The sequence below is a fragment of the Leclercia sp. J807 genome, from assembly GCF_009734465.1.
In the GTDB taxonomy this organism is placed as follows: domain Bacteria; phylum Pseudomonadota; class Gammaproteobacteria; order Enterobacterales; family Enterobacteriaceae; genus Enterobacter.
In genome coordinates this window covers 877,872-896,851 of sequence record NZ_CP046446.1, presented here as the reverse complement: position 1 = coordinate 896,851, position 18,980 = coordinate 877,872, and the positions used below count along the sequence as shown (strand labels likewise).

17 protein-coding genes are annotated in these 18,980 nt (G+C 56.4%); 4 read left to right on the top strand and 13 right to left on the bottom strand.

The window, feature by feature from the left end; translation table 11 throughout:
• Positions 1-74 precede the first annotated feature (74 nt).
• Positions 75-2,723: an EAL domain-containing protein gene (locus tag GNG26_RS04150; protein ID WP_304599198.1), complete on the top strand. Its 2,649-nt coding sequence runs from the start codon at positions 75-77 to the stop codon at positions 2,721-2,723.
• A gap of 18 nt (positions 2,724-2,741) precedes the next feature.
• Here GNG26_RS04150 and proA read toward each other — a convergent pair whose 3' ends face one another.
• The gene (gene proA / locus GNG26_RS04145; protein ID WP_114387884.1) at positions 2,742-3,995 is read right to left on the bottom strand and encodes a glutamate-5-semialdehyde dehydrogenase; all 1,254 of its coding nucleotides are present in this window, start codon (positions 3,993-3,995) and stop codon (positions 2,742-2,744) included.
• 10 nt (positions 3,996-4,005) lie between these two features.
• Complete coding sequence (gene proB / locus GNG26_RS04140) at positions 4,006-5,109, bottom strand: glutamate 5-kinase (protein ID WP_156237863.1); 1,104 nt, start codon at positions 5,107-5,109, stop codon at positions 4,006-4,008.
• 304 nt (positions 5,110-5,413) lie between these two features.
• Between proB and phoE the strand changes: the two genes are divergently transcribed.
• Positions 5,414-6,466: a phosphoporin PhoE gene (phoE, locus tag GNG26_RS04135; protein ID WP_114315829.1), complete on the top strand. Its 1,053-nt coding sequence runs from the start codon at positions 5,414-5,416 to the stop codon at positions 6,464-6,466.
• Positions 6,467-6,528: 62 nt separating this feature from the next.
• Here phoE and crl read toward each other — a convergent pair whose 3' ends face one another.
• From crl to gpt, 3 genes are all read right to left on the bottom strand, one after another.
• Positions 6,529-6,930 (bottom strand): sigma factor-binding protein Crl, encoded by a 402-nt coding sequence (gene crl / locus GNG26_RS04130; RefSeq protein ID WP_103823954.1) that lies wholly within the window; start codon positions 6,928-6,930, stop codon positions 6,529-6,531.
• A gap of 57 nt (positions 6,931-6,987) precedes the next feature.
• Positions 6,988-8,232, bottom strand: a complete 1,245-nt coding sequence (gene frsA / locus GNG26_RS04125) for an esterase FrsA (protein WP_103823953.1) — start codon at positions 8,230-8,232, stop codon at positions 6,988-6,990.
• A gap of 98 nt (positions 8,233-8,330) precedes the next feature.
• Complete coding sequence (gene gpt, locus GNG26_RS04120; protein ID WP_032616685.1) at positions 8,331-8,789, bottom strand: xanthine phosphoribosyltransferase; 459 nt, start codon at positions 8,787-8,789, stop codon at positions 8,331-8,333.
• Between the two features lie 260 nt (positions 8,790-9,049).
• Here gpt and pepD point away from each other — a divergent pair, with 260 nt between their 5' ends.
• Positions 9,050-10,507: a cytosol nonspecific dipeptidase gene (gene pepD, locus GNG26_RS04115; protein WP_103178385.1), complete on the top strand. Its 1,458-nt coding sequence runs from the start codon at positions 9,050-9,052 to the stop codon at positions 10,505-10,507.
• A gap of 139 nt (positions 10,508-10,646) precedes the next feature.
• On the opposite strand, the gene dinB is transcribed toward pepD, so the two are convergent.
• Positions 10,647-11,705 carry a DNA polymerase IV gene (gene dinB, locus GNG26_RS04110; protein WP_114315831.1) on the bottom strand — a complete coding sequence of 353 codons (1,059 nt, stop codon included), beginning with the start codon at positions 11,703-11,705 and terminating at the stop codon, positions 10,647-10,649.
• 159 nt (positions 11,706-11,864) lie between these two features.
• Between dinB and GNG26_RS04105 the strand changes: the two genes are divergently transcribed.
• Positions 11,865-12,710 (top strand): glycerophosphodiester phosphodiesterase family protein, encoded by an 846-nt coding sequence (locus GNG26_RS04105; RefSeq protein WP_156237862.1) that lies wholly within the window; start codon positions 11,865-11,867, stop codon positions 12,708-12,710.
• Between the two features lie 30 nt (positions 12,711-12,740).
• Here the strand turns inward: GNG26_RS04105 and nqrM are convergent, their stop codons facing one another.
• Genes nqrM through GNG26_RS04070 form a run of 7 tightly spaced genes read right to left on the bottom strand, consistent with a single transcriptional unit; the run spans position 12,741 to position 18,797 of the window.
• Complete coding sequence (nqrM, locus tag GNG26_RS04100; RefSeq protein WP_168192001.1) at positions 12,741-12,956, bottom strand: (Na+)-NQR maturation NqrM; 216 nt, start codon at positions 12,954-12,956, stop codon at positions 12,741-12,743.
• The gene (nqrF, locus tag GNG26_RS04095) at positions 12,956-14,179 is read right to left on the bottom strand and encodes an NADH:ubiquinone reductase (Na(+)-transporting) subunit F (protein ID WP_156237861.1); all 1,224 of its coding nucleotides are present in this window, start codon (positions 14,177-14,179) and stop codon (positions 12,956-12,958) included. The genes nqrM and nqrF overlap by 1 nt, the downstream gene beginning before the upstream one ends.
• Before the next feature lie 11 nt (positions 14,180-14,190).
• Positions 14,191-14,787, bottom strand: a complete 597-nt coding sequence (gene nqrE, locus GNG26_RS04090) for an NADH:ubiquinone reductase (Na(+)-transporting) subunit E (RefSeq protein ID WP_103823948.1) — start codon at positions 14,785-14,787, stop codon at positions 14,191-14,193.
• A gap of 6 nt (positions 14,788-14,793) precedes the next feature.
• Positions 14,794-15,432 carry an NADH:ubiquinone reductase (Na(+)-transporting) subunit D gene (locus GNG26_RS04085; protein ID WP_103823947.1) on the bottom strand — a complete coding sequence of 213 codons (639 nt, stop codon included), beginning with the start codon at positions 15,430-15,432 and terminating at the stop codon, positions 14,794-14,796.
• The gene (locus GNG26_RS04080; protein WP_156237860.1) at positions 15,425-16,219 is read right to left on the bottom strand and encodes a Na(+)-translocating NADH-quinone reductase subunit C; all 795 of its coding nucleotides are present in this window, start codon (positions 16,217-16,219) and stop codon (positions 15,425-15,427) included. The genes GNG26_RS04085 and GNG26_RS04080 overlap by 8 nt, the downstream gene beginning before the upstream one ends.
• A complete protein-coding gene (locus tag GNG26_RS04075; protein WP_114387888.1) occupies positions 16,212-17,450 on the bottom strand; it encodes an NADH:ubiquinone reductase (Na(+)-transporting) subunit B in 1,239 nt (412 codons plus the stop codon). The genes GNG26_RS04080 and GNG26_RS04075 overlap by 8 nt, the downstream gene beginning before the upstream one ends.
• 3 nt (positions 17,451-17,453) lie before the next feature.
• Complete coding sequence (locus GNG26_RS04070) at positions 17,454-18,797, bottom strand: Na(+)-translocating NADH-quinone reductase subunit A (RefSeq protein WP_103823944.1); 1,344 nt, start codon at positions 18,795-18,797, stop codon at positions 17,454-17,456.
• Positions 18,798-18,980: the final 183 nt, after the last annotated feature.

The window sequence follows — 18,980 nt, the reverse complement described above, 5'->3', positions numbered from 1 at the left end:
CATCAAGCCCCGCCAGAACAGGTCGATACTAATTCTAATCGGAACACAGAAATGCCTGAGAGAGTGGGTACATAATGAATAAATTTTTTGTCACCGATGACATAGGCGGCACGGACCTTGAGCCGAGAAGAACCGCCAGCTTTATCAAGCGCGCCCTGCTGCTGATGTTTTCCCTGCTGGCAATGCTGTTTATTATCGCCATCATCGCGTTGCTGACGATCGTGCGAAATATCAATGAAGACAGCGATAAGCACAGCGCCATGCTGCTGCAAAAGGCCATCCATAACCGCGTCGATACCCTCACGACCCACATCAAAGATTACGCCTGGTGGGGCGAAGCCTACCAGCATCTGCACCCGAAGGTGGATACCGACTGGGCGTACACCCGTCAGAATATGGGCGCGACCCTCTGGCGCGATTTTGAGTACGAAGGGGTGTTTGTGCTGGATAGCCATGGGCAGACCCGCTACAGCGTCATCAACGGCAAGCTGGTGACCCGCTCTCTGCAAGCCTGGCTGGGCGACGATCCCCTGCCCGAGCTGATGCAGAAAATAAACAAGCCGGACGCTATGCCCGTGTCCAGTACGGTGGTGATGAAAGGAGGCTATCCGGCGCTGGTGGCGGCGGCAAACATCACTACGGGTGATGACTCAAGCATCTCTGCTGCCCCTGGTCCGGCCTCGGTGCTGGTGTTTGTGGACGTGCTGGATGAGCACAAGCTCGCCGCGCTGGGTGAAGAGTACGGTATCGCCCAGACTCGCGTGCAGCATACGGGCGCCCCAAAGCTGGAAGGACGACGCGGGGTAGCCACCCTTCCTGTTGATGGTCAGCAGGTTACGTTTGAATGGAAAAGCGAAAATCCGGGGCGGGAACTGCTGCGCTATATTCTGCCGCTGCTGATCCTGCTGGCACTTTGTACCGTGATTCCCGGCGTGATGCTGGGACGTAACGCGCTCAAAAAGGCGCGCATGTATGATGAAAATACCTATCTGCTGGCGCAGAACCGTCTGGCGCTCACTGCCAGCGAACGGCGTTTTCGTGATGTTGCCGAGGCGACCACGGACTGGATCTGGGAGACGGACACCGAGCTGCGCTTTACCTGGCTTTCGGAGCGTTTTCCGGGGATCACCGGGCACAGCATATCGGCCTGGATTGGCCGCCCGCTCAGCGAGCTGATGGAGGCCGAAAACCAGTCGCTGGCGGATTGGATCACCCTTCCCGGCCAGACGGGCCATCGCCGCCTGCTGCACTGCCGTTATCTTTCGGCGATGGGCCACCAGCGCTACTGCCATATTGCCATTAAACCGGTTATCGCGCCGGAGGGGATCACCGGCTACCGCGGCACCGCCACGGATGTCACTCTCGAAGTGGAGGCCCAGGCGCGCGTGGAGTACCTCTCCCGGCACGACGATCTCACCGGACTGCCCAACCGGGTGCGGATGCGCGAGTTCCTGGAGGGCAAGCTGCGGGCGCAGCCTACGCAGATGCATCCGCTGGCGATGCTCAGCCTCGATCTCGATAAGTTCAAACCGGTCAACGATCTGTTTGGTCACAGTGCCGGCGATAGCGTACTGCATGAAGTCTCGACCAGGCTACGGGCCTGTATCCGCGATTACGATCTGGTGGCGCGCCAGGGCGGAGACGAGTTTATCCTCATTATCTCCGACATTCGTGACAGGAAGTACATTGATACCCTGTGCGAACGTATCATTGCCGAGATTACGCGCCCCTTCCTGATCAACGGGCATGAGATTGTCATCGGCGCCAGTATTGGCGTGGCTATCGCACCGCACGATGCTGTCGACGCGAGCGAGCTTCTGCGCTTCTCAGACATCGCATTGTACAAAGCGAAAAGCACCGGGCGTAGCAAGTGGATGTTTTATACGCCCGAAATGGCCGAACAGATGGTACAGCGTCGCGAGATGGAAGAGAGTCTGCGCGAAGGGATTAAAAAAGAGCAGTTCCGTCTGGTCTATCAGCCGCGCTATGGTCACGACTCCTCGCGCATCATTGCCGTGGAGGCGCTGGTCCGCTGGGATCACCCTGAGCTTGGCCTTATCATGCCGGATCAGTTTATCTCCCTGGCCGAAGAGACCGGGCTGATCATTCCGCTGAGCGACTGGGTGCTGAAAACCGCCTGTCGGGACGCACAGCAGTCACTGCACGGCCTCTCCGTGTCGGTGAATATCTCTGCCGTCGAGTTCCAGTCCTGGCAGGTCGTGGAGCGCATCAAAGACGCGCTCCAGATGTCGCAGTTAGATCCTTCCCGGCTGGAGATTGAAATCACCGAAAACGCCACCCTGTGGAATCCGGAAAACAGCCTTGAAATCATGCTGGCACTGAAGAAACTGGGCGTGAAGCTGCTGATGGACGATTTCGGCACCGGCTACTCCTCCCTGAGCTACCTGCGCAATTTCCCGTTCGATGGCATCAAGCTGGATAAATCGTTTATCGACGGCATGCCAGAGAGCGACAGCGCCAATACCATCGTCGAAAATATTATCGGTCTGGGTAAAGCGTTCTCGCTGAGTATTACGGCGGAAGGAGTGGAGACCGAAGGACAACTGCAAAAACTGATGATGATGGAGTGCGATGAAACGCAGGGCTATTTAATCAGCAGGCCGCTCAGTCTGACAGCGCTACAACAGCAAATCGCCGCGCTGGACTCGGCGGCACAGGAACGGGCAGGTCATAACACCAGGAGTAGCGCGGGCAGCAGCTGAGGCTGCCCGCGAGGGCAATCAGGCGCGAACGGTATCGTCGCCGAAGCCAATCCATTTGTAGGTGGTGAGCGCTTCAAGACCCATCGGGCCGCGGGCATGCAGCTTCTGGGTGCTGACTGCCACTTCGGCGCCCAGACCAAACTGACCGCCGTCGGTGAAGCGGGTGGAGGCGTTGACGTAAACCGCAGACGAATCCACCTCGTTGATAAAGCGACTGGCATTGCTCAGGGTGCGGGTAAGGATCGCATCTGAATGCTGGGTGCCGTGTTCACGGATGTGCGCGATAGCATCGTCGAGATCGGCCACCACCTTCACGTTCAGGTCCAGCGACAGAAACTCGTCGTCGTACTGCTCCGCTTTCACCGGTTCAACCTTCGCCGGGCCGTTCTGCAGTTGCGTCAGCGCGTTGGCATCGGCATGCAAAGTCACGCCGCTTTCCGCCATCTGCTTGCTCAGTGCCGGCAGGAAGGTATCGGCGATGCCCTGGTGTACCAGCAGCGTCTCCACCGTGTTACAGGTACTTGGGCGCTGGGTTTTGGCGTTGACGATGATCTTCAGGGCCGGATCGAACTCGGCAGTGTCATCCACAAAAATATGGCACACGCCGATACCACCGGTGATCACCGGGATCGTCGACTGCTCACGGCACAGCTTATGCAAACCTGCGCCACCGCGGGGGATCAGCATGTCGATGTATTTGTCCATGCGCAGCATCTCGTTGACCAGGGCACGATCCGGGCTTTCAATCGCCTGTACCGCCCCGGCTGGCAGGCCGCACTCTTCCAGCGCCTGCTGGATCACCTTTACCGTGGCGGCGTTGGTGCGCCAGGTCTCTTTCCCGCCGCGCAGGATGGCGGCATTGCCGGTTTTCAGGCACAGCGAGGCGACATCTACGGTGACGTTCGGGCGGGCTTCGTAGATCACACCGATCACCCCCAGCGGCACGCGGCGACGTTCGATGCGCAGGCCGCTGTCCAGCAGTCCGCCGTCAATCACCTGCCCTACCGGATCGGCCAGACTGCATACCTGACGCACATCGTCAGCAATGCTTTTCAGACGCGCGGGGTTTAATGCCAGGCGATCGAGCATCGCCTCGCTCAGGCCGTTACGGCGGGCTTCTAAAAGATCCTGTTCATTGGCGAGCAAAATCTCGTGGGACTGGGCTTCCAGATACTCTGCGATTTTTTCCAGCACGCGGTTTTTCTCGCGGCTGGAAAGGAGCGCCAGTTTGTACGAGGCGGCTTTGGCGGCGGCGCCCATTTGTTCCAGCATGTCCTGCTCCTTAACGGGTGATCATATCGTCGCGATGGACAGCAACCGGGCCGTACTCATAGCCGAGAATGGCATCGATCTGCTGTGAATGGTGGCCTGCAATACGGCGCAGCGCGTCGCTGTTGTAGCGGCATACGCCGTGGGCAATGTCGCGCCCTTCCAGATTGCAGATACGAATCACTTCACCACGGGAGAAGTTGCCTGTCACGCTTTTAATTCCTTTTGGAAGCAATGAGCTGCCTCTTTCCAGAATAGCGGCGGTGGCGCCCTCATCCACGGTGAGCTCCCCGGCGGGTGGCGCGCCGAAGATCCAGCGTTTGCGGTTTTCCAGCGGCGTGGCTTCAGCATGGAAACGGGTGCCCACCGAAATGCCTTCCATCACATCGCCAATCACGCCCGGACGGCTGCCCGCGGCGATGATGGTGTCGATGCCCGCGCGGCAGGCCACATCGGCGGCCTGCAGTTTGGTCCCCATGCCGCCGGTGCCGAGGCCAGAGACGCTGTCGCCCGCGATGGCGCGCAGCGCATCGTCGATACCTTTTACATCGGTGATCAGTTCCGCCTGCGGGTTGGTACGCGGATCGGCGGTAAAGAGCCCCTGCTGGTCGGTGAGCAGCAGCAGCTTGTCTGCGCCCGCCAGAATGGCGGCCAGCGCCGAAAGGTTATCGTTATCGCCGACTTTGATTTCTGCGGTGGCGACCGCATCGTTCTCGTTAATGACCGGCACGATGTTGTTATCCAGCAGGGCGCGCAGGGTGTCGCGGGCGTTCAGGAAACGCTCCCGGTCTTCCATATCGGCGCGGGTCAACAGCATCTGCCCGACGTGAATGCCATAGATGGAGAACAGCTGTTCCCAGAGCTGAATCAGACGGCTTTGTCCTACCGCCGCCAGCAACTGCTTGGAGGCAATAGTGGCCGGGAGTTCGGGGTAACCCAGGTGCTCACGCCCGGCGGCAATCGCCCCGGAGGTGACAATCACAATACGGTGCCCTGCGGCGTGCAACTGCGCGCACTGGCGCACCAGCTCAACGATATGGGCGCGATTAAGGCGGCGCGATCCGCCTGTTAACACACTGGTACCGAGTTTTACCACCAGCGTCTGGCTGTCACTCATGATTCTCTGCCGTTCAACAATAAGGGAAATGATATCAATCAGACTTTTTATCAGGACTGGGGCCCGTTGCCAACCGCCATAACGCAGAGGTAACCACTTTGTTGCGCGGGATCAGGAAGCGTAGCGGCAGAATTTGACGGTTTTATTACTGAAATAAAAAAATACGCTTTTTTAAACTTATTCTGTATTTGTCATAAAACGTTCATTTCATCACGTTAAAACCCTTCCTGTTTTTTCACGGAACAAAAGCATGAGCTTACTGTTCAGCGAATATTAGCGCGTTTATAAGAAACCAGGATTGAAAATGAAAAAGAGTACTCTGGCATTAGTGGTAATGGGCGTTGTAGCAACTTCATCTGTACAGGCAGCCGAAGTGTTTAATAAAAACGGCAATAAACTGGACGTGTACGGTAAAGTGAAAGCGATGCGTTATATCAGTGATGATGATGCTAAAGATGGCGACCAGACTTATGTGCGTTTCGGCTTTAAGGGCGAAACTCAGATTAACGATCAGCTCACTGGTTATGGCCGCTGGGAAGCTGAGTTCTCCGGCAATAAAGCTGAAAGCGACGCTACGCAGAAAACCCGTCTGGCCTTTGCCGGTATTAAGCTGAAGGATTTCGGCTCATTCGATTACGGTCGTAACCTCGGTGCGCTGTATGACGTTGAAGCCTGGACCGATATGTTCCCGGAATTCGGCGGCGACTCTTCTGCGCAGACCGACAACTTCATGACCAAGCGCTCCAGCGGCCTGGCAACTTACCGTAATACCGACTTCTTCGGCGCCATCGATGGCCTGGATCTGACCCTGCAATATCAGGGTAAAAACGAAGGCCGCGAAGCCAAAAAACAGAACGGCGATGGTTTCGGTACCGCTCTGACCTATGATTTCGGCGGCAGTGATTTCGCCATCAGCGGCGCCTACACCAACTCTGATCGTACTAATGCCCAGAACCTGCTGGCGCGCGGCGAAGGTAAAAAAGCTGAAGCCTGGGGTACCGGTCTGAAATATGACGCGAACAATATTTATCTGGCAACCATGTACACCGAAACGCGTAATATGACGCCAATCTCCGGTGGCTTTGCCAATAAAGCGCAAAACTTCGAAGCCGTTGCGCAATATCAGTTTGACTTTGGTCTGCGTCCATCCCTGGGTTATGTCCAGTCAAAAGGCAAGGATATTGAAGGCATCGGTGATGAAGATATCGTGAAATATATCGACGTCGGCGCGACCTATTATTTCAACAAAAATATGTCCGCGTTTGTTGATTATAAAATCAACCAGATTGATGACGATAATAAACTGGGCGTGAGCAGCGATGATATCGTCGCGCTGGGCATGACCTACCAGTTCTGATTTATTCCGATAAAAAACCCGGCTAAGCGCCGGGTTTTTTTATTGTCTTTTTTACGCCGGGCTTATGCCGTCAGCTTCACCGGTTCATTGGTGAAATCATCAGCAGGCTCGAGTTTCAGTTCGAACGTTGCCAGCAGCGTACGGGCTTTTTCGTGGAATTCACGCAAGGTGTGCTCAAGGCGCTGGATCACTTCCGGATCCTTAATGGCCATCGCCTGCCAGTGACCCTCTTTATTGAACAGGCCAAACTGATAGTTGTAGGTAAAGCGTGACTCTTCTGCTTCCATTTCCATCCACCATCCCCAGAATTCGCGCTTCTCCGGCGCTGGCTTTACGTTAACGCAAACAGCCAGGCAATCGAAAAAGAAGCGATTCTCTTCGCACTGCTCTTCGCGGATGTAGGGGCCAAGAGCCATAAACTTCTTGATCATCCTACTTTTCGGATGTCCACTCGGTAACGTCATTGCGATCTCCTTTTGTGAAGCCACTGTTTTACCAAACCCAAAAAAATTAGCAATCTCTTAACTCAATCTCTGATGGATCCAGCGCGTGATCTGCTGCAGTGCTTTGTCAAAATTCTCATACACCGGGCTGAACGGCACCTCCAGCAGCTTGCCATCCACAGATGACGAGGTGATTAAGCGGGACTCCTCTTCCGGGCTGAAGGGATCGTTTTTCCAGAAGCCAGAGAGCATTGGCGTAGGGCAACGGCGTCCCAGCAGCCCCTGCATTTTCAAAGAGTAGCGGTTGAGCTCTACGCGCAGCGCCTCGTCCGAGGCATCGTGCATACCCAGCCGGCTGGCCAGCACATCAAGGTACATTTCCGGCACGCTGCCCTGGCGGGCAGGTTCACTTAACAGGGCGTGAACCACTGGACCCAGACAGGCCACCGCCTTCAGACGTGAAGATTCGAGATAAGCCAGACGGACAGCGACATTGGCGCCAAAGCGGAAGCCAAACGCCGCTACGCGGGTGTGATCCACCCATGGGTTTTGCTCCAGCGCTTTCAGGGCATGCTGGTGGAGCAAACTGGAATCCTGGGTCAGTTTCCATTTTGACGAGAAGCCAATAGAAGGCATGTCGAGGGTCAACATCGCCAGCCCTTTTGGTGCAAAGTAGCGCTCATACAGGCTGTAGTAATCGGTCTGCAGGGAGTCGAGGCCGCCGCACATCATCACCGTCGGGAAGGGACCGTCGCCCGCGGGCATATGCAGGAAGCCGGTGACCGCCGGGCCTCCGGGGATGGTAAAGCTGATTTCGCGCATCCGGCCTGGCAGGTGCTGGGCCGCCTCCTGATAGGCGCGGTTTGCCAGCGCCTGGGCCTGCTCTGCCAGTTCATCGCCTTTCAGGTGCGGGTAAGCCGCAATGCTGTAGAGATTAGAGGCGTGCAGCCAGTGCTGGCCGCTTAACAGAGGATCCTCCTCCTGGCTCGCCTTTTGCTGCCAGATCATCGCCTGTTTTGCCCATTCGTAGATCCAGTTGCCGCCGCGATAGCCCACCACCGTGTCGTACAGTTCGCTGTCGGTGCGCTCGGCCTGGCTCATGACGATACGCGCCTGCACGTCGAGAATTTCGCGGGGATCGACACCGCGCCAGATCCACATCAGGCGGTTAACCATGCGATACCAGTGCGGGACATTTTTGCCATCCAGCGCCGACTGCACTGACGGCTGTACACCGCTGTTAAAACGACGAACCAGCGTCGACGTTTCCGGGTGCTTGAATTTGGGCTTGAAGAGAATTTCGCTGAGATTCGCCTGGGACATTGCGCGCTGCCTCTATAAATACGTCAGAGAGGGTCATTGTAACGCGCCAGTGGCGAAAACAATAACGCCCGGCATCACCGGGCGTTAAAAAATCTGGATTAGCGGCCAGAAATAGGTGGGACGAATACGACGCCCATATCCCATGGCTGTTCGATCCAGGTATCCTGAGGGATATCAATGACATAATCGTCAACCAGCGGCTTACCGGCCGGTTTCGCGAAGATAGTGACGAAATGCGCTTTTGGATACATTTCGCGGATAGCCACTGCCGTACCGCCGGTATCAACCAGATCGTCAATCACGATGAAACCTTCACCATCACCTTCAGCGCGTTTCAGCACTTTCAGCTCACGCTGGTTGTCATGGTCATAGCTGGAGATGCACACGGTATCGACATGACGAATACCCAGCTCACGTGCCAGCAGTGCCCCTGGTACCAGGCCGCCGCGGCTGACAGCGATGATGCCTTTCCACTGTTCGGATGGCATCAGGCGTGCAGCCAGTTTACGTGCATGAATCTGCAACATGTCCCAGGTGACGATGTATTTTTCGCTCATGTGAATTGTCCCAGCCTGTGTTTATACGGCTTAAAAAGTGTTCGAGGGGGAAAATGGTTGCGCGAGATTATAGAGATCTGAAGCACTAAAAACCAGTGCTAAGCGGTTACAGCGGGAGTTTTTACTTGCTTACCCCTACCAGCCGACAGAGAAAGTGGTATTCTCAAACCCACCTCGCAAGTCTGACTTGTGGTAACTCTAAACCTGCTAACCCCGTGACCTGCAAGATTGTCTGCAGGAGATCGACAAGGAGACTTACTGTGTCTGAACTGTCTCAACTATCGCCACAACCGCTGTGGGATATTTTTGCCAAAATTTGCTCCATTCCTCACCCTTCCTATCACGAAGAACAGCTTGCCGAACACATCATGGGCTGGGCGAAGGAAAAAGGGCTGCACGCCGAACGCGACCAGGTTGGCAACATTCTGATCCGCAAACCTGCCACCGCAGGCATGGAAAACCGTAAACCGGTTGTGCTGCAGGCGCACCTGGACATGGTGCCACAGAAGAACAACGACACCGTTCACGACTTCACCAAAGATCCGATTCAGCCTTACATCGACGGCGAGTGGGTTAAAGCCCGCGGCACCACCCTGGGAGCGGATAACGGCATCGGTATGGCCTCTGCGCTGGCGGTGCTGGCCGACGATAGCGTTGAGCATGGTCCGCTGGAAGTGCTGCTGACCATGACCGAAGAAGCCGGTATGGATGGCGCGTTTGGTCTGCAACCGAACTGGCTGCAGGCGGATATCCTGATCAATACCGACTCCGAAGAGGAGGGCGAAATCTATATGGGTTGCGCAGGCGGTATCGATTTTATCTCCACGCTGCCACTGACCCGTGAAGCGATCCCGGCAGGGTTCCAGACCTTTAAGCTGACGCTGAAAGGGCTGAAAGGCGGCCACTCCGGCGGTGACATCCACTTAGGTTTAGGCAACGCCAACAAACTGCTGGCCCGTTTCCTGGCCGGTCATGCTGCCGAGCTGGATCTGCGTCTGGTGGATTTCAACGGCGGTACGCTGCGTAACGCTATCCCACGTGAAGCGTTCGCGACCGTGGCGGTTGCCGCAGACAAAGCCGATGCGCTGAAAAAGCTCTCCGCCGTTTATCTGGACATCCTGAAAAACGAACTGGACGCCAAAGAGAAGAACCTGACCGTGGTTCTGGAAGCGAGCACCAGCGATAAAGCCGCGCTGACTGAACAGTCCCGCGACCGCTTTGTTCAGCTGCTGAACGCCACGCCAAACGGCGTGATCCGCAACTCTGACGTGGCGAAAGGCGTGGTGGAAACCTCCCTGAACGTCGGTGTGGTGACCATGGCTGACGACAGCGCAGAGATCATCTGCCTGATCCGCTCCCTGATCGACAGTGGGAAAGATTACGTGGTGAGCATGCTGGAATCTCTGGGCAAACTCTCTGGCGCGCAGACCGTCGCCAAGGGCAGCTACCCGGGCTGGCAGCCAGATGCGAGCTCGCCGGTGATGGCGCTGGTGCGTGAAACCTATCAGCGTCTGTTCAACAGCACGCCGAACATTCAGGTGATCCACGCAGGTCTGGAGTGCGGTCTGTTCAAAAAACCGTACCCGGATATGGATATGGTGTCCATCGGACCAACCATTACCGGTCCGCACTCTCCGGATGAGCAGGTTCATATCGAAAGCGTGGGCCATTACTGGACCCTGCTGACGGAACTGCTGAAAGCGATCCCGGCGAAGTAATCAGCCAACTGATGCCCGGCGGCACTGCGTTTGCCGGGCCTACAAGGTCAACGTCGTTTGTCATTTGTAGGCCCGGTAAGCAAAGCGCCACCAGGCAGTAGTTTGTAGGCCCGGTAAGCGCGAGCGCCACCGGGCTTTTTTACAGCCCCAGCACCAGCTGCCGCTCCAGCTGCGGATCCAGCAGCGTGACATGTAATCCCACCAGTCGCACCCCGCGCCCTGCCCGACGCTCTTCCCAGGTTTTCTTCGCGGTGGCGATCAGATCGTCCTTATTGAGCCGCGGCCAGACGTGCTCCTGCGTGGTTTGCTGAAAGTCGTTGAACTTCAGTTTTACCCCCTGCCGGGCAATCAGCAGATCCGGTTTGACCTTCGCCAGCCGCCGTTCCAGTTCCGGATAAAGCTGTTCGACAATGATGGTTTCACAGGCTGCCCACTCGTGGATATCCTCCGCCAGGGTGCGTTCCACACCGACCGATTTACGCAGCCGCTCGCTGTTAACGTTGCGCTCGTCAATGCCCTGGCTTCTCTCCCAAAGCACCCGGCCAAACTTACCAAAGCGCTTAAGTAACATGCCCAGATCGCTGTTCTGCACATCCTCGCAGGTGCGCAGTCCCATCTTCTCCAGCTTTGCCGCAGAGACTTTACCCACGCCGGGGATCTTGCTGAGCGGTAGCGTTTTGATAAACGCCGGGACCTCGTCAGGGGTAATCACATACTGACCGTTGGGCTTATTGAGATCTGAGGCAATTTTGGCGAGAAATTTTACCGGGGCGACGCCCGCCGAGGCGGTGAGCTGCAGTTCATTGAAAATCGTCTGGCGGATCTCCTGCGCCATCAGCGTGGCGGAGCCGTGACAGTGCAGGCTGTCGGTGACATCCAGATAGGCTTCATCCAGCGACAGCGGTTCAATCAGGGAGGTGTAGCGGGAAAAGATGTCGCGGATATGGCTGGAGGCTTCTTTGTAGGCATCGAAGCGTCCCGGTAATAAGGTGAGATGAGGGCAGAGTTTTAACGCCATAGCGGTTGGCATGGCGCTGCGCACGCCAAACTTACGCGCCGGATAGTTAGCGGTACTGATCACGCCACGCCGCTCGCGACTGCCGCCAATGGCAATGGGGATATCCCGCAGCGCCGGGTTATCCCGCATCTCCACCGCAGCAAAAAAACAGTCCATATCGACATGGATGATTTTGCGCATCGTCTTCACCACACCTGTAATTACATCCAGTATAACAAAGTACAAAAAATGCGTCAGCAGTTTTACTGTCTCACTTCTGTCATTAAACCGTGGTACAAGATAGAGCCAATAAACGCTTTAAATTCATCAAGTTAATGCATTTAAAATGGAAATTTATTCATGAAAAAGATGATTATCGCTTCACTGCTGATCGCCTCTAACGCCTGGGCTGACCCGCAGATTATTGCTCACCGCGGCGGAACCGCCGACGCGCCGGAGAATACGCTTCCGGCCATCGCGCTGGCGCTGGACAATCATGCTCAGGCTATCTGGATAACCGTGCAGATCAGCCGTGACGGCGTTCCCGTTCTGTATCGTCCCAGCGATTTAAGCGCGTTAACCCCCGCGAAGGGAAAAGTGTCCCAGTATACTCAGGCAGAGCTGGCGACATTTAACGCAGGTGCGAAATGGAAAGAGAATGTTACCGGCACCACTATTCCAACGCTGAAAGCCGTGCTTGAACGCTGGCCTGAGACCCGCTTCTATATTGATATCAAATCCCCGGATGCCGATGCGGCCGAGATGGGCAAGCAATTGTTGACCGTGCTGAAAGAGACCAACAGCCTGAACCGCGTGCGCGTGTACTCTACCGAAGATCGCTATCTGGATGCGCTGCCTGCAGAAATACCGCGTTTTGTCACCCGCAGTGAAACGCGTACCCGGCTGGCAAACATCTCGCTGAACCACGTGTGCCAGGCCCCAGCAAAGACAATGGATGCATACTGGTATGGGCTGGAGCTGAACCGCAAGGTCGAGGTGGTGGAGAAATTTACCCTGGGCGAGGGGATCTCTCCGGCAACCCTGACATGGGACAAAGAGGCGATGGACTGTTTCCGCTCGCAGGGTAATGGTCACATTATCTTGCTGGGGGTAAATTCCGCCGAGGATTACCAGAAAGCAAAAGCGCTGGGGGCCGATGGGGTAATGGTCGATTCCCCAGCCCAGGCGCGGGGGTGGCTTAAGTAAAAAATCAGGCCGCTTTATGCGGCCTGTTTATTAGAGGATCCGGTTTTGCTGGCGCTGCGCCTCACGCGCCATACGCTTTTTACGCGCATCGCACGGCTCAGGGCAATCGCAAACTTTCTCCATACCCAGGGAAGAGATGCCACCACAGCTGCCCTGAATGCTTTTGCGCTTAATCAACCAGCCGAGGGACATGCCGAAGATCACCAGCACAAAAACGGCAAAGGTCAGCACGAAGGTCATCATCATCAGCCTCCAAAATCATCCAGCATGATGTTCTCATCTTCCACGCCCAGCTCCTGCAGCATTTTAATGACTGCGGCGTTCATCATCGGCGGACCACACATGTAGAACTCACAGTCTTCCGGCGCGGCATGATGCTTCAGATAGTTTTCATACAGGACGTTATGAATAAAGCCGGTATAGCCGGTCCAGTTGTCTTCCGGCTGCGGATCGGAAAGCGCAATGTGGAAGGTAAAGTTCGGGTTATCCCGCGCAAGCTGTTCAAACTCATCCTGATAGAACATTTCGCGCAGCGAACGGGCGCCATACCAGAAGCTGATCTTACGCTTACTGCCGAGGCGCTTAAGCTGGTCGAAAATGTGCGAGCGCATCGGCGCCATGCCAGCGCCCCCGCCGATAAAGACCATTTCGGCGTCGGTATCTTTAGCAAAGAACTCACCAAACGGACCGGAGATAGTGACCTTATCTCCCGCTTTCAGCGACCAGATATAAGAAGACATGATCCCCGGTGGTGCGTCCGGCACGTTTGGTGGCGGCGTGGCAATACGCACGTTGAGCATGATGATGCCCTTCTCTTCCGGGTAGTTGGCCATTGAATAGGCGCGCAGCGTCGGCTCTTTGACCTCAGAGACAAAGCGGAACAGGTTGAACTTATCCCAGTCACCGCGGTACTTCTCAGGCACATCAAAATCTTTATACGCGACAGTATGTTCCGGGCACTCAATCTGAATGTAGCCGCCCGCACGGAACGGCACGTCTTCCCCGTCGGGAACCCGTAGTTTCAGCTCTTTAATGAAGGTGGCTTTGTTATCGTTAGAGATAACTTCACACTGCCACTTCTTAATGCCGAAGATCTCCTCCGGCAGCTCAATCTTCATGTTCTGGCGAACCGCCACCTGGCAAGCCAGACGACAGCCCTCTTTCGCCTCACGCTTGCTGATGTGCGACAGCTCGGTTGGCAGAATATCGCCGCCGCCCTCTTTGACGGTCACGCGGCATTGTCCGCATGAACCGCCGCCACCGCAGGCAGAGGAGATAAAAATGTCATTGCCAGAGAGGGTGTTCAGCAGCTTGTCGCCCGCAGGCGTCAGGATCTGCTTATCTGCCTCATCGTTAATCTCAATGATCACATCGCCGGAATTGACCAGCTTTGAGCGCGCCACCAGAATCAGCCCCGAGAGCACCAGCACGATCAGCGTGAACATCACTACGCCAAGAATAATTTCCATAGATTTTGCCCTTACAGCTGCACACCGGAGAAGGACATAAAGCCCAGCGCCATCAGACCGGTGGTGATAAAGGTGATCCCTAAGCCGCGCAAACCAGCCGGCACGTTGGCATACTTCATTTTTTCGCGCAGGCCCGCCATCGTCACGATAGCCAGCATCCAGCCAATACCAGAGCCAAAGCCGTAGACCACCGACTCGCTGAAGTTGTAATCACGCTGAACCATGAACGACACACCCCCGAAGATGGCGCAGTTCACCGCAATCAGCGGCAGGAAGATGCCCAGCGCCGTGTAAAGTGATGGGAAGTATTTATCGAGGATCATCTCGAGGATCTGCACTAACGCCGCAATCACACCTATGAAGGTGATGAAGTTGAGGAAGCTCAGATCAACGCCCTCAACCAGCGCCCCATCGCGTAGCACCAGGTTAAATACCAGGTTGTTGATCGGGACCGACAGCCCCAGCACCACCGTGACGGCAATGCCCAGCCCGAAGGCGGTCGATACCTTTTTGGAGACCGCGAGGAAAGTACACATCCCGAGGAAAAATGCGAGCGCCATGTTTTCGACAAACACCGCGCGCACAAACAAGCTAATGTAATGAGCCATTGTCGGTTACTCCTTTTCCTGCTGCTCAGGACGCCAGGTTCTCACCGCCCAGATCAGCAAACCGATAATGAAGAACGCGCTGGGGGCCAGCAGGAACAGGCCGTTTGGCAGATACCAGCCACCGTTTTGAACCGTCTCAAGGACCGGGATACCAAACAGTTTGCCGCTGCCGATCAGCTCGCGCAGGAAACCGACCGTCAGCAGGATCACGCCATAGCCAAGACCGTTACCGATACCGTCCATAAAGCTGGCCAGCGGCGGCATTTTCATCGCATAGGCTTCTGCACGCCCCATCACGATGCAGTTGGTGATGATCAGGCCAACAAAGACCGACAGCTGTTTTGAGATTTCGTAGGCAAATGCCCGCAGCAGCTGATCCACTACAATTACCAGCGAGGCGATGATCGCCATCTGCACGATGATGCGCACGCTGTTGGGGATGTGGTGGCGGATCATTGAGATGAACATGCTGGAAAACGCCGTCACCAGCGTCACGGCCAGGGTCATCACCACGGCGGTCTCCAGTTTTGTGGTAACCGCCAGCGCCGAACAGACTCCCAGCACCTGCAGGGTAATCGGGTTGTTGGCGATGAGCGGCCCAATAAGCACCCGTTTAACTTCTTTCAGTTCGCCCACATCAGCCATTGTTCAGCTCTCCTTCACGTACCTTTTTAAGAAAAGGACCAAAACCCATCTCGCCCATCCAGAAATCAAAGCTATGCTGCACACCGTTTGAAGTCAGCGTGGCACCCGACAGGCCATCGACGGCGTACTCATCACCCGGACGCGCGCCCCCTTTCATCACTTTCAGCGCTGGCTGGCCGTTATCATCCAGCACTTTTTTGCCGACAAACTGCGCCCGCCAGGCTGGGTTTTCGACTTCGCCGCCCAGCCCCGGGGTTTCGCCCTGATCGTAGTAAGTGATGCCCTTGACGGTGCGTCCATCGGTGTTGAGAGCCACGAAGGCATACATCATCGACCACAGACCATTGCCATAGACCGGCAGAACCAGCTCCTGAACACGGTTTTGTTCATCGCGCACCAGGTAAATTTCCGCCGTATTGCTGCGGCGTTTAATGCCTGCCGGGTCCTGGCTGGCGTCCAGTTCGGTGCTGCGCTGCGGATCTTTCAGCGCCTGGGCCTGATTGTAAGTGGACGGATCGGTCTCCAGCAGCTCGCCAGTATTGAGATCCACCAGACGTGGCGTGATGCGTGAAGCAAAGGTCTGCGCCACATCCTCAGCGCTCATTTCGCCGTTCATCAGCCCGGCGACGGCCAGAATGTTACGTTGTTTATCCAGGGCACGTTGCTCCTGCTGACGGGACTTAAGGCCCACCGCAGATCCTGCAACCACAATGGAGCAGACCAGGCAAAGCACCACCACCACCATCAGCGTCTTGCCGATAGTGTCATTATTTTTAATCTCAGCCACGCGCCTTCCTCCGTTTGATGTTGGCACGCACCACCAGGTAATCGAACAGCGGCGCAAACAGGTTGGCGAACAGGATCGCCAGCATCATCCCTTCCGGATAGGCCGGGTTCACCACGCGGATAAGGACGCACATCGCACCAATAAGCGCCCCGTAATACCACTTTCCTTTATTGGTAAAAGACGCCGAAACCGGGTCTGTCGCCATAAACATCATGCCGAAGGCGAACCCGCCCAGCACCAGATGCCAGTACCATGGCATGGCGAACATCGGGTTCGTCGCCGAACCGATCAGGTTGAACAGCGTCGCGGTGAGGATCATGCCAAGCATGACGCCTGCCACGATGCGCCAGGAGGCGACACGGCCAAAGAGAATGATGGCCCCGCCAATCAGGATCATCAGCGTGGAGACTTCGCCGACTGATCCCGGAATGGTACCGATAAAGGCATCGAACCAGCTAACCGGCTGTCCGGTGGCGTTGTTGACCAGCGCCTCACCGCCGCGAGCGGCCCACTGGGAGAGTGGCGTTGCGCCGGAAAAGCCGTCCGCCGCGGTCCAGACCAGATCGCCGGAGATTTGCGCCGGATAAGCAAAGAACAGGAACGCGCGCCCGGCGAGGGCCGGGTTAAGGAAGTTGCGCCCGGTACCGCCGAAGATCTCCTTCGCCATCACCACACCAAAGGTGATCCCCAGCGCCGCCTGCCACAGTGGCAACGTCGGCGGCACAATCAGGGCAAACAGAATGGAGGTGACAAAAAAACCTTCGTTGATTTCGTGCTTACGCACGATGGCAAACAGTACTTCCCAGAAGCCGCCGACCAGAAAGACCGTCATGTAAATGGGCAGGAAGTAGACCGCCCCCAGCGTCATCATGCTGATCCAGCCGGCATCAGGCGCAAAGCTCACGCCCAGCATCTGCGCCACCCGGTAGTGCCAGTCGCCAGCGATGACCTGCTGAAGCTGCTGCGCATCGTACAGATGGTTAAGTGCGGGAATGGTTTGCAGACCGACGTTGTACATGCCCCAGAACATCGCCGGGAACACAGCGAACCAGACGAGGATCATCATACGTTTGAGATCGATGGCGTCGCGCACGTGCGCGGCCCCTTTCGTCACCTGCCCTTGCGTATACAGGAGCGTCGCGGTCGCTTCAAACAGCGGGTAGTACTTTTCCAGCTTGCCGCCGTGGGTAAAATGCGGCTCCAGTTTTTCAATGAGATGTTTCAGGCCCATCAGTTATCCTTCCTGCTCAATGCGGGTTAACACCTCGCGCAACACCGGTCCGTATTCATATTTGCCGGGGCAAACGTAGGTGCAGAGCGCCAGATCTTCTTCATCCAGCTCCAGGCAGCCCAACGCCTGAGCTCCGTCAGTATCACCCGCCAGCAGATCGCGCAGCAGCACGGTCGGCAGGATGTCGAGCGGCATCACCCGTTCGTAGTTGCCGATAGGCACCATCGCCCGTTCGCCGCCGTTGGTATCGGTGGAGAAGTTGAACAGCTTGTTACGCAGGAAATGGCCCAGCGTCGTACGGGTAATGGAGAACTTCTCTTTGCCCGGCATCACCCAGCCAAAGAGCTCTTTCTCACGCCCTTCCTTCACCACGCTGACCTGCAAATGGAAGCGCCCGAGGTACGCCTGCACCCCGACGGCATGTCTGCCGCTCAGCACAGAACCCGAAATATGACGGTTTTCACCTTCCAGGGTTTCGTCCACCAGCAGCTCGTTGATATCTGCGCCCAGGCAGGTACGTACCAGACGCGGATTGCGCATCTGCGGGCCGCCCAGGGCGATAACCCGCTCGGTGCAAAGCTGGCCGGTAGTAAACAGCTTGCCGATAGCGATAACGTCCTGGTAGTTCAGATGCCAGACCTGTTTGGTCAGGCTGACCGCCTCCAGGAAATGGATGTGCGTACCCACAAGCCCTGCCGGATGCGGCCCGGCAAAGGTATTAAAGGTGACTTGCCCCTGCGGGTGTCCGCCCAGTTTGCCGCCGCTTGCCTGGCAGACATGCACCTTGCCCTCCGTCAGACGCGTGAGCAGGGTCAGCCCGGCATCAAATGCCTGACGCTGCGCCAGAATGAGCGGCTGCGGGTCGGCGCAGAGCGGGTTGGTGTCCATGGCGGTGACAAAAATGGCTGCCGGGACGGTGCCGGGCACCGGGGTTTTGCTGAAGGGGCGGGTACGAAATGCCGTCCACAGTCCCGACTCCAGCAGTTGAGATTGCACAGCCTCACGGGTGAGGGTGGCGAGCGCCGTCGCATCGTGACGGGTAAATTCGCGCTCACCCTCCCCTTCGATGCGGATTACCACCGATTGTAATACCCGGCGTTCGCCACGATTGATGGCGACCACCGTCCCGCTGGCGGGTGCGGTAAAGAAGACCCCAGGATTTTTTTTGTCCTCGAATAGCGGCTGCCCCTTGATGACGCTGTCGCCTTCCTGTACCAGCATCGTGGGGCGCATGCCCACGTAATCGTCCCCCAGAAGCGCAACATGGCGAGGCATCGGACCGGGCGAAATCTGCTGATCGGGAATGCCAGAAATCGGCAAATCAAGTCCTTTTCTGATTCTAATCATAGTGTTAGTTGTTATCCATGAAAAATCGTTCCGGCCAGGTAGCCGGACGAGTCAGAAGTCGTTTCACAGGAGAAGAAAGGCGGTGAATGCTCACTCATATTACTTGCAGGATCGTGGCTGACCCTGAGAAAAGTATCCTTTCTTCACCTTCGGTCGTAAGACGCGGGGAGTGTACCATTTCTG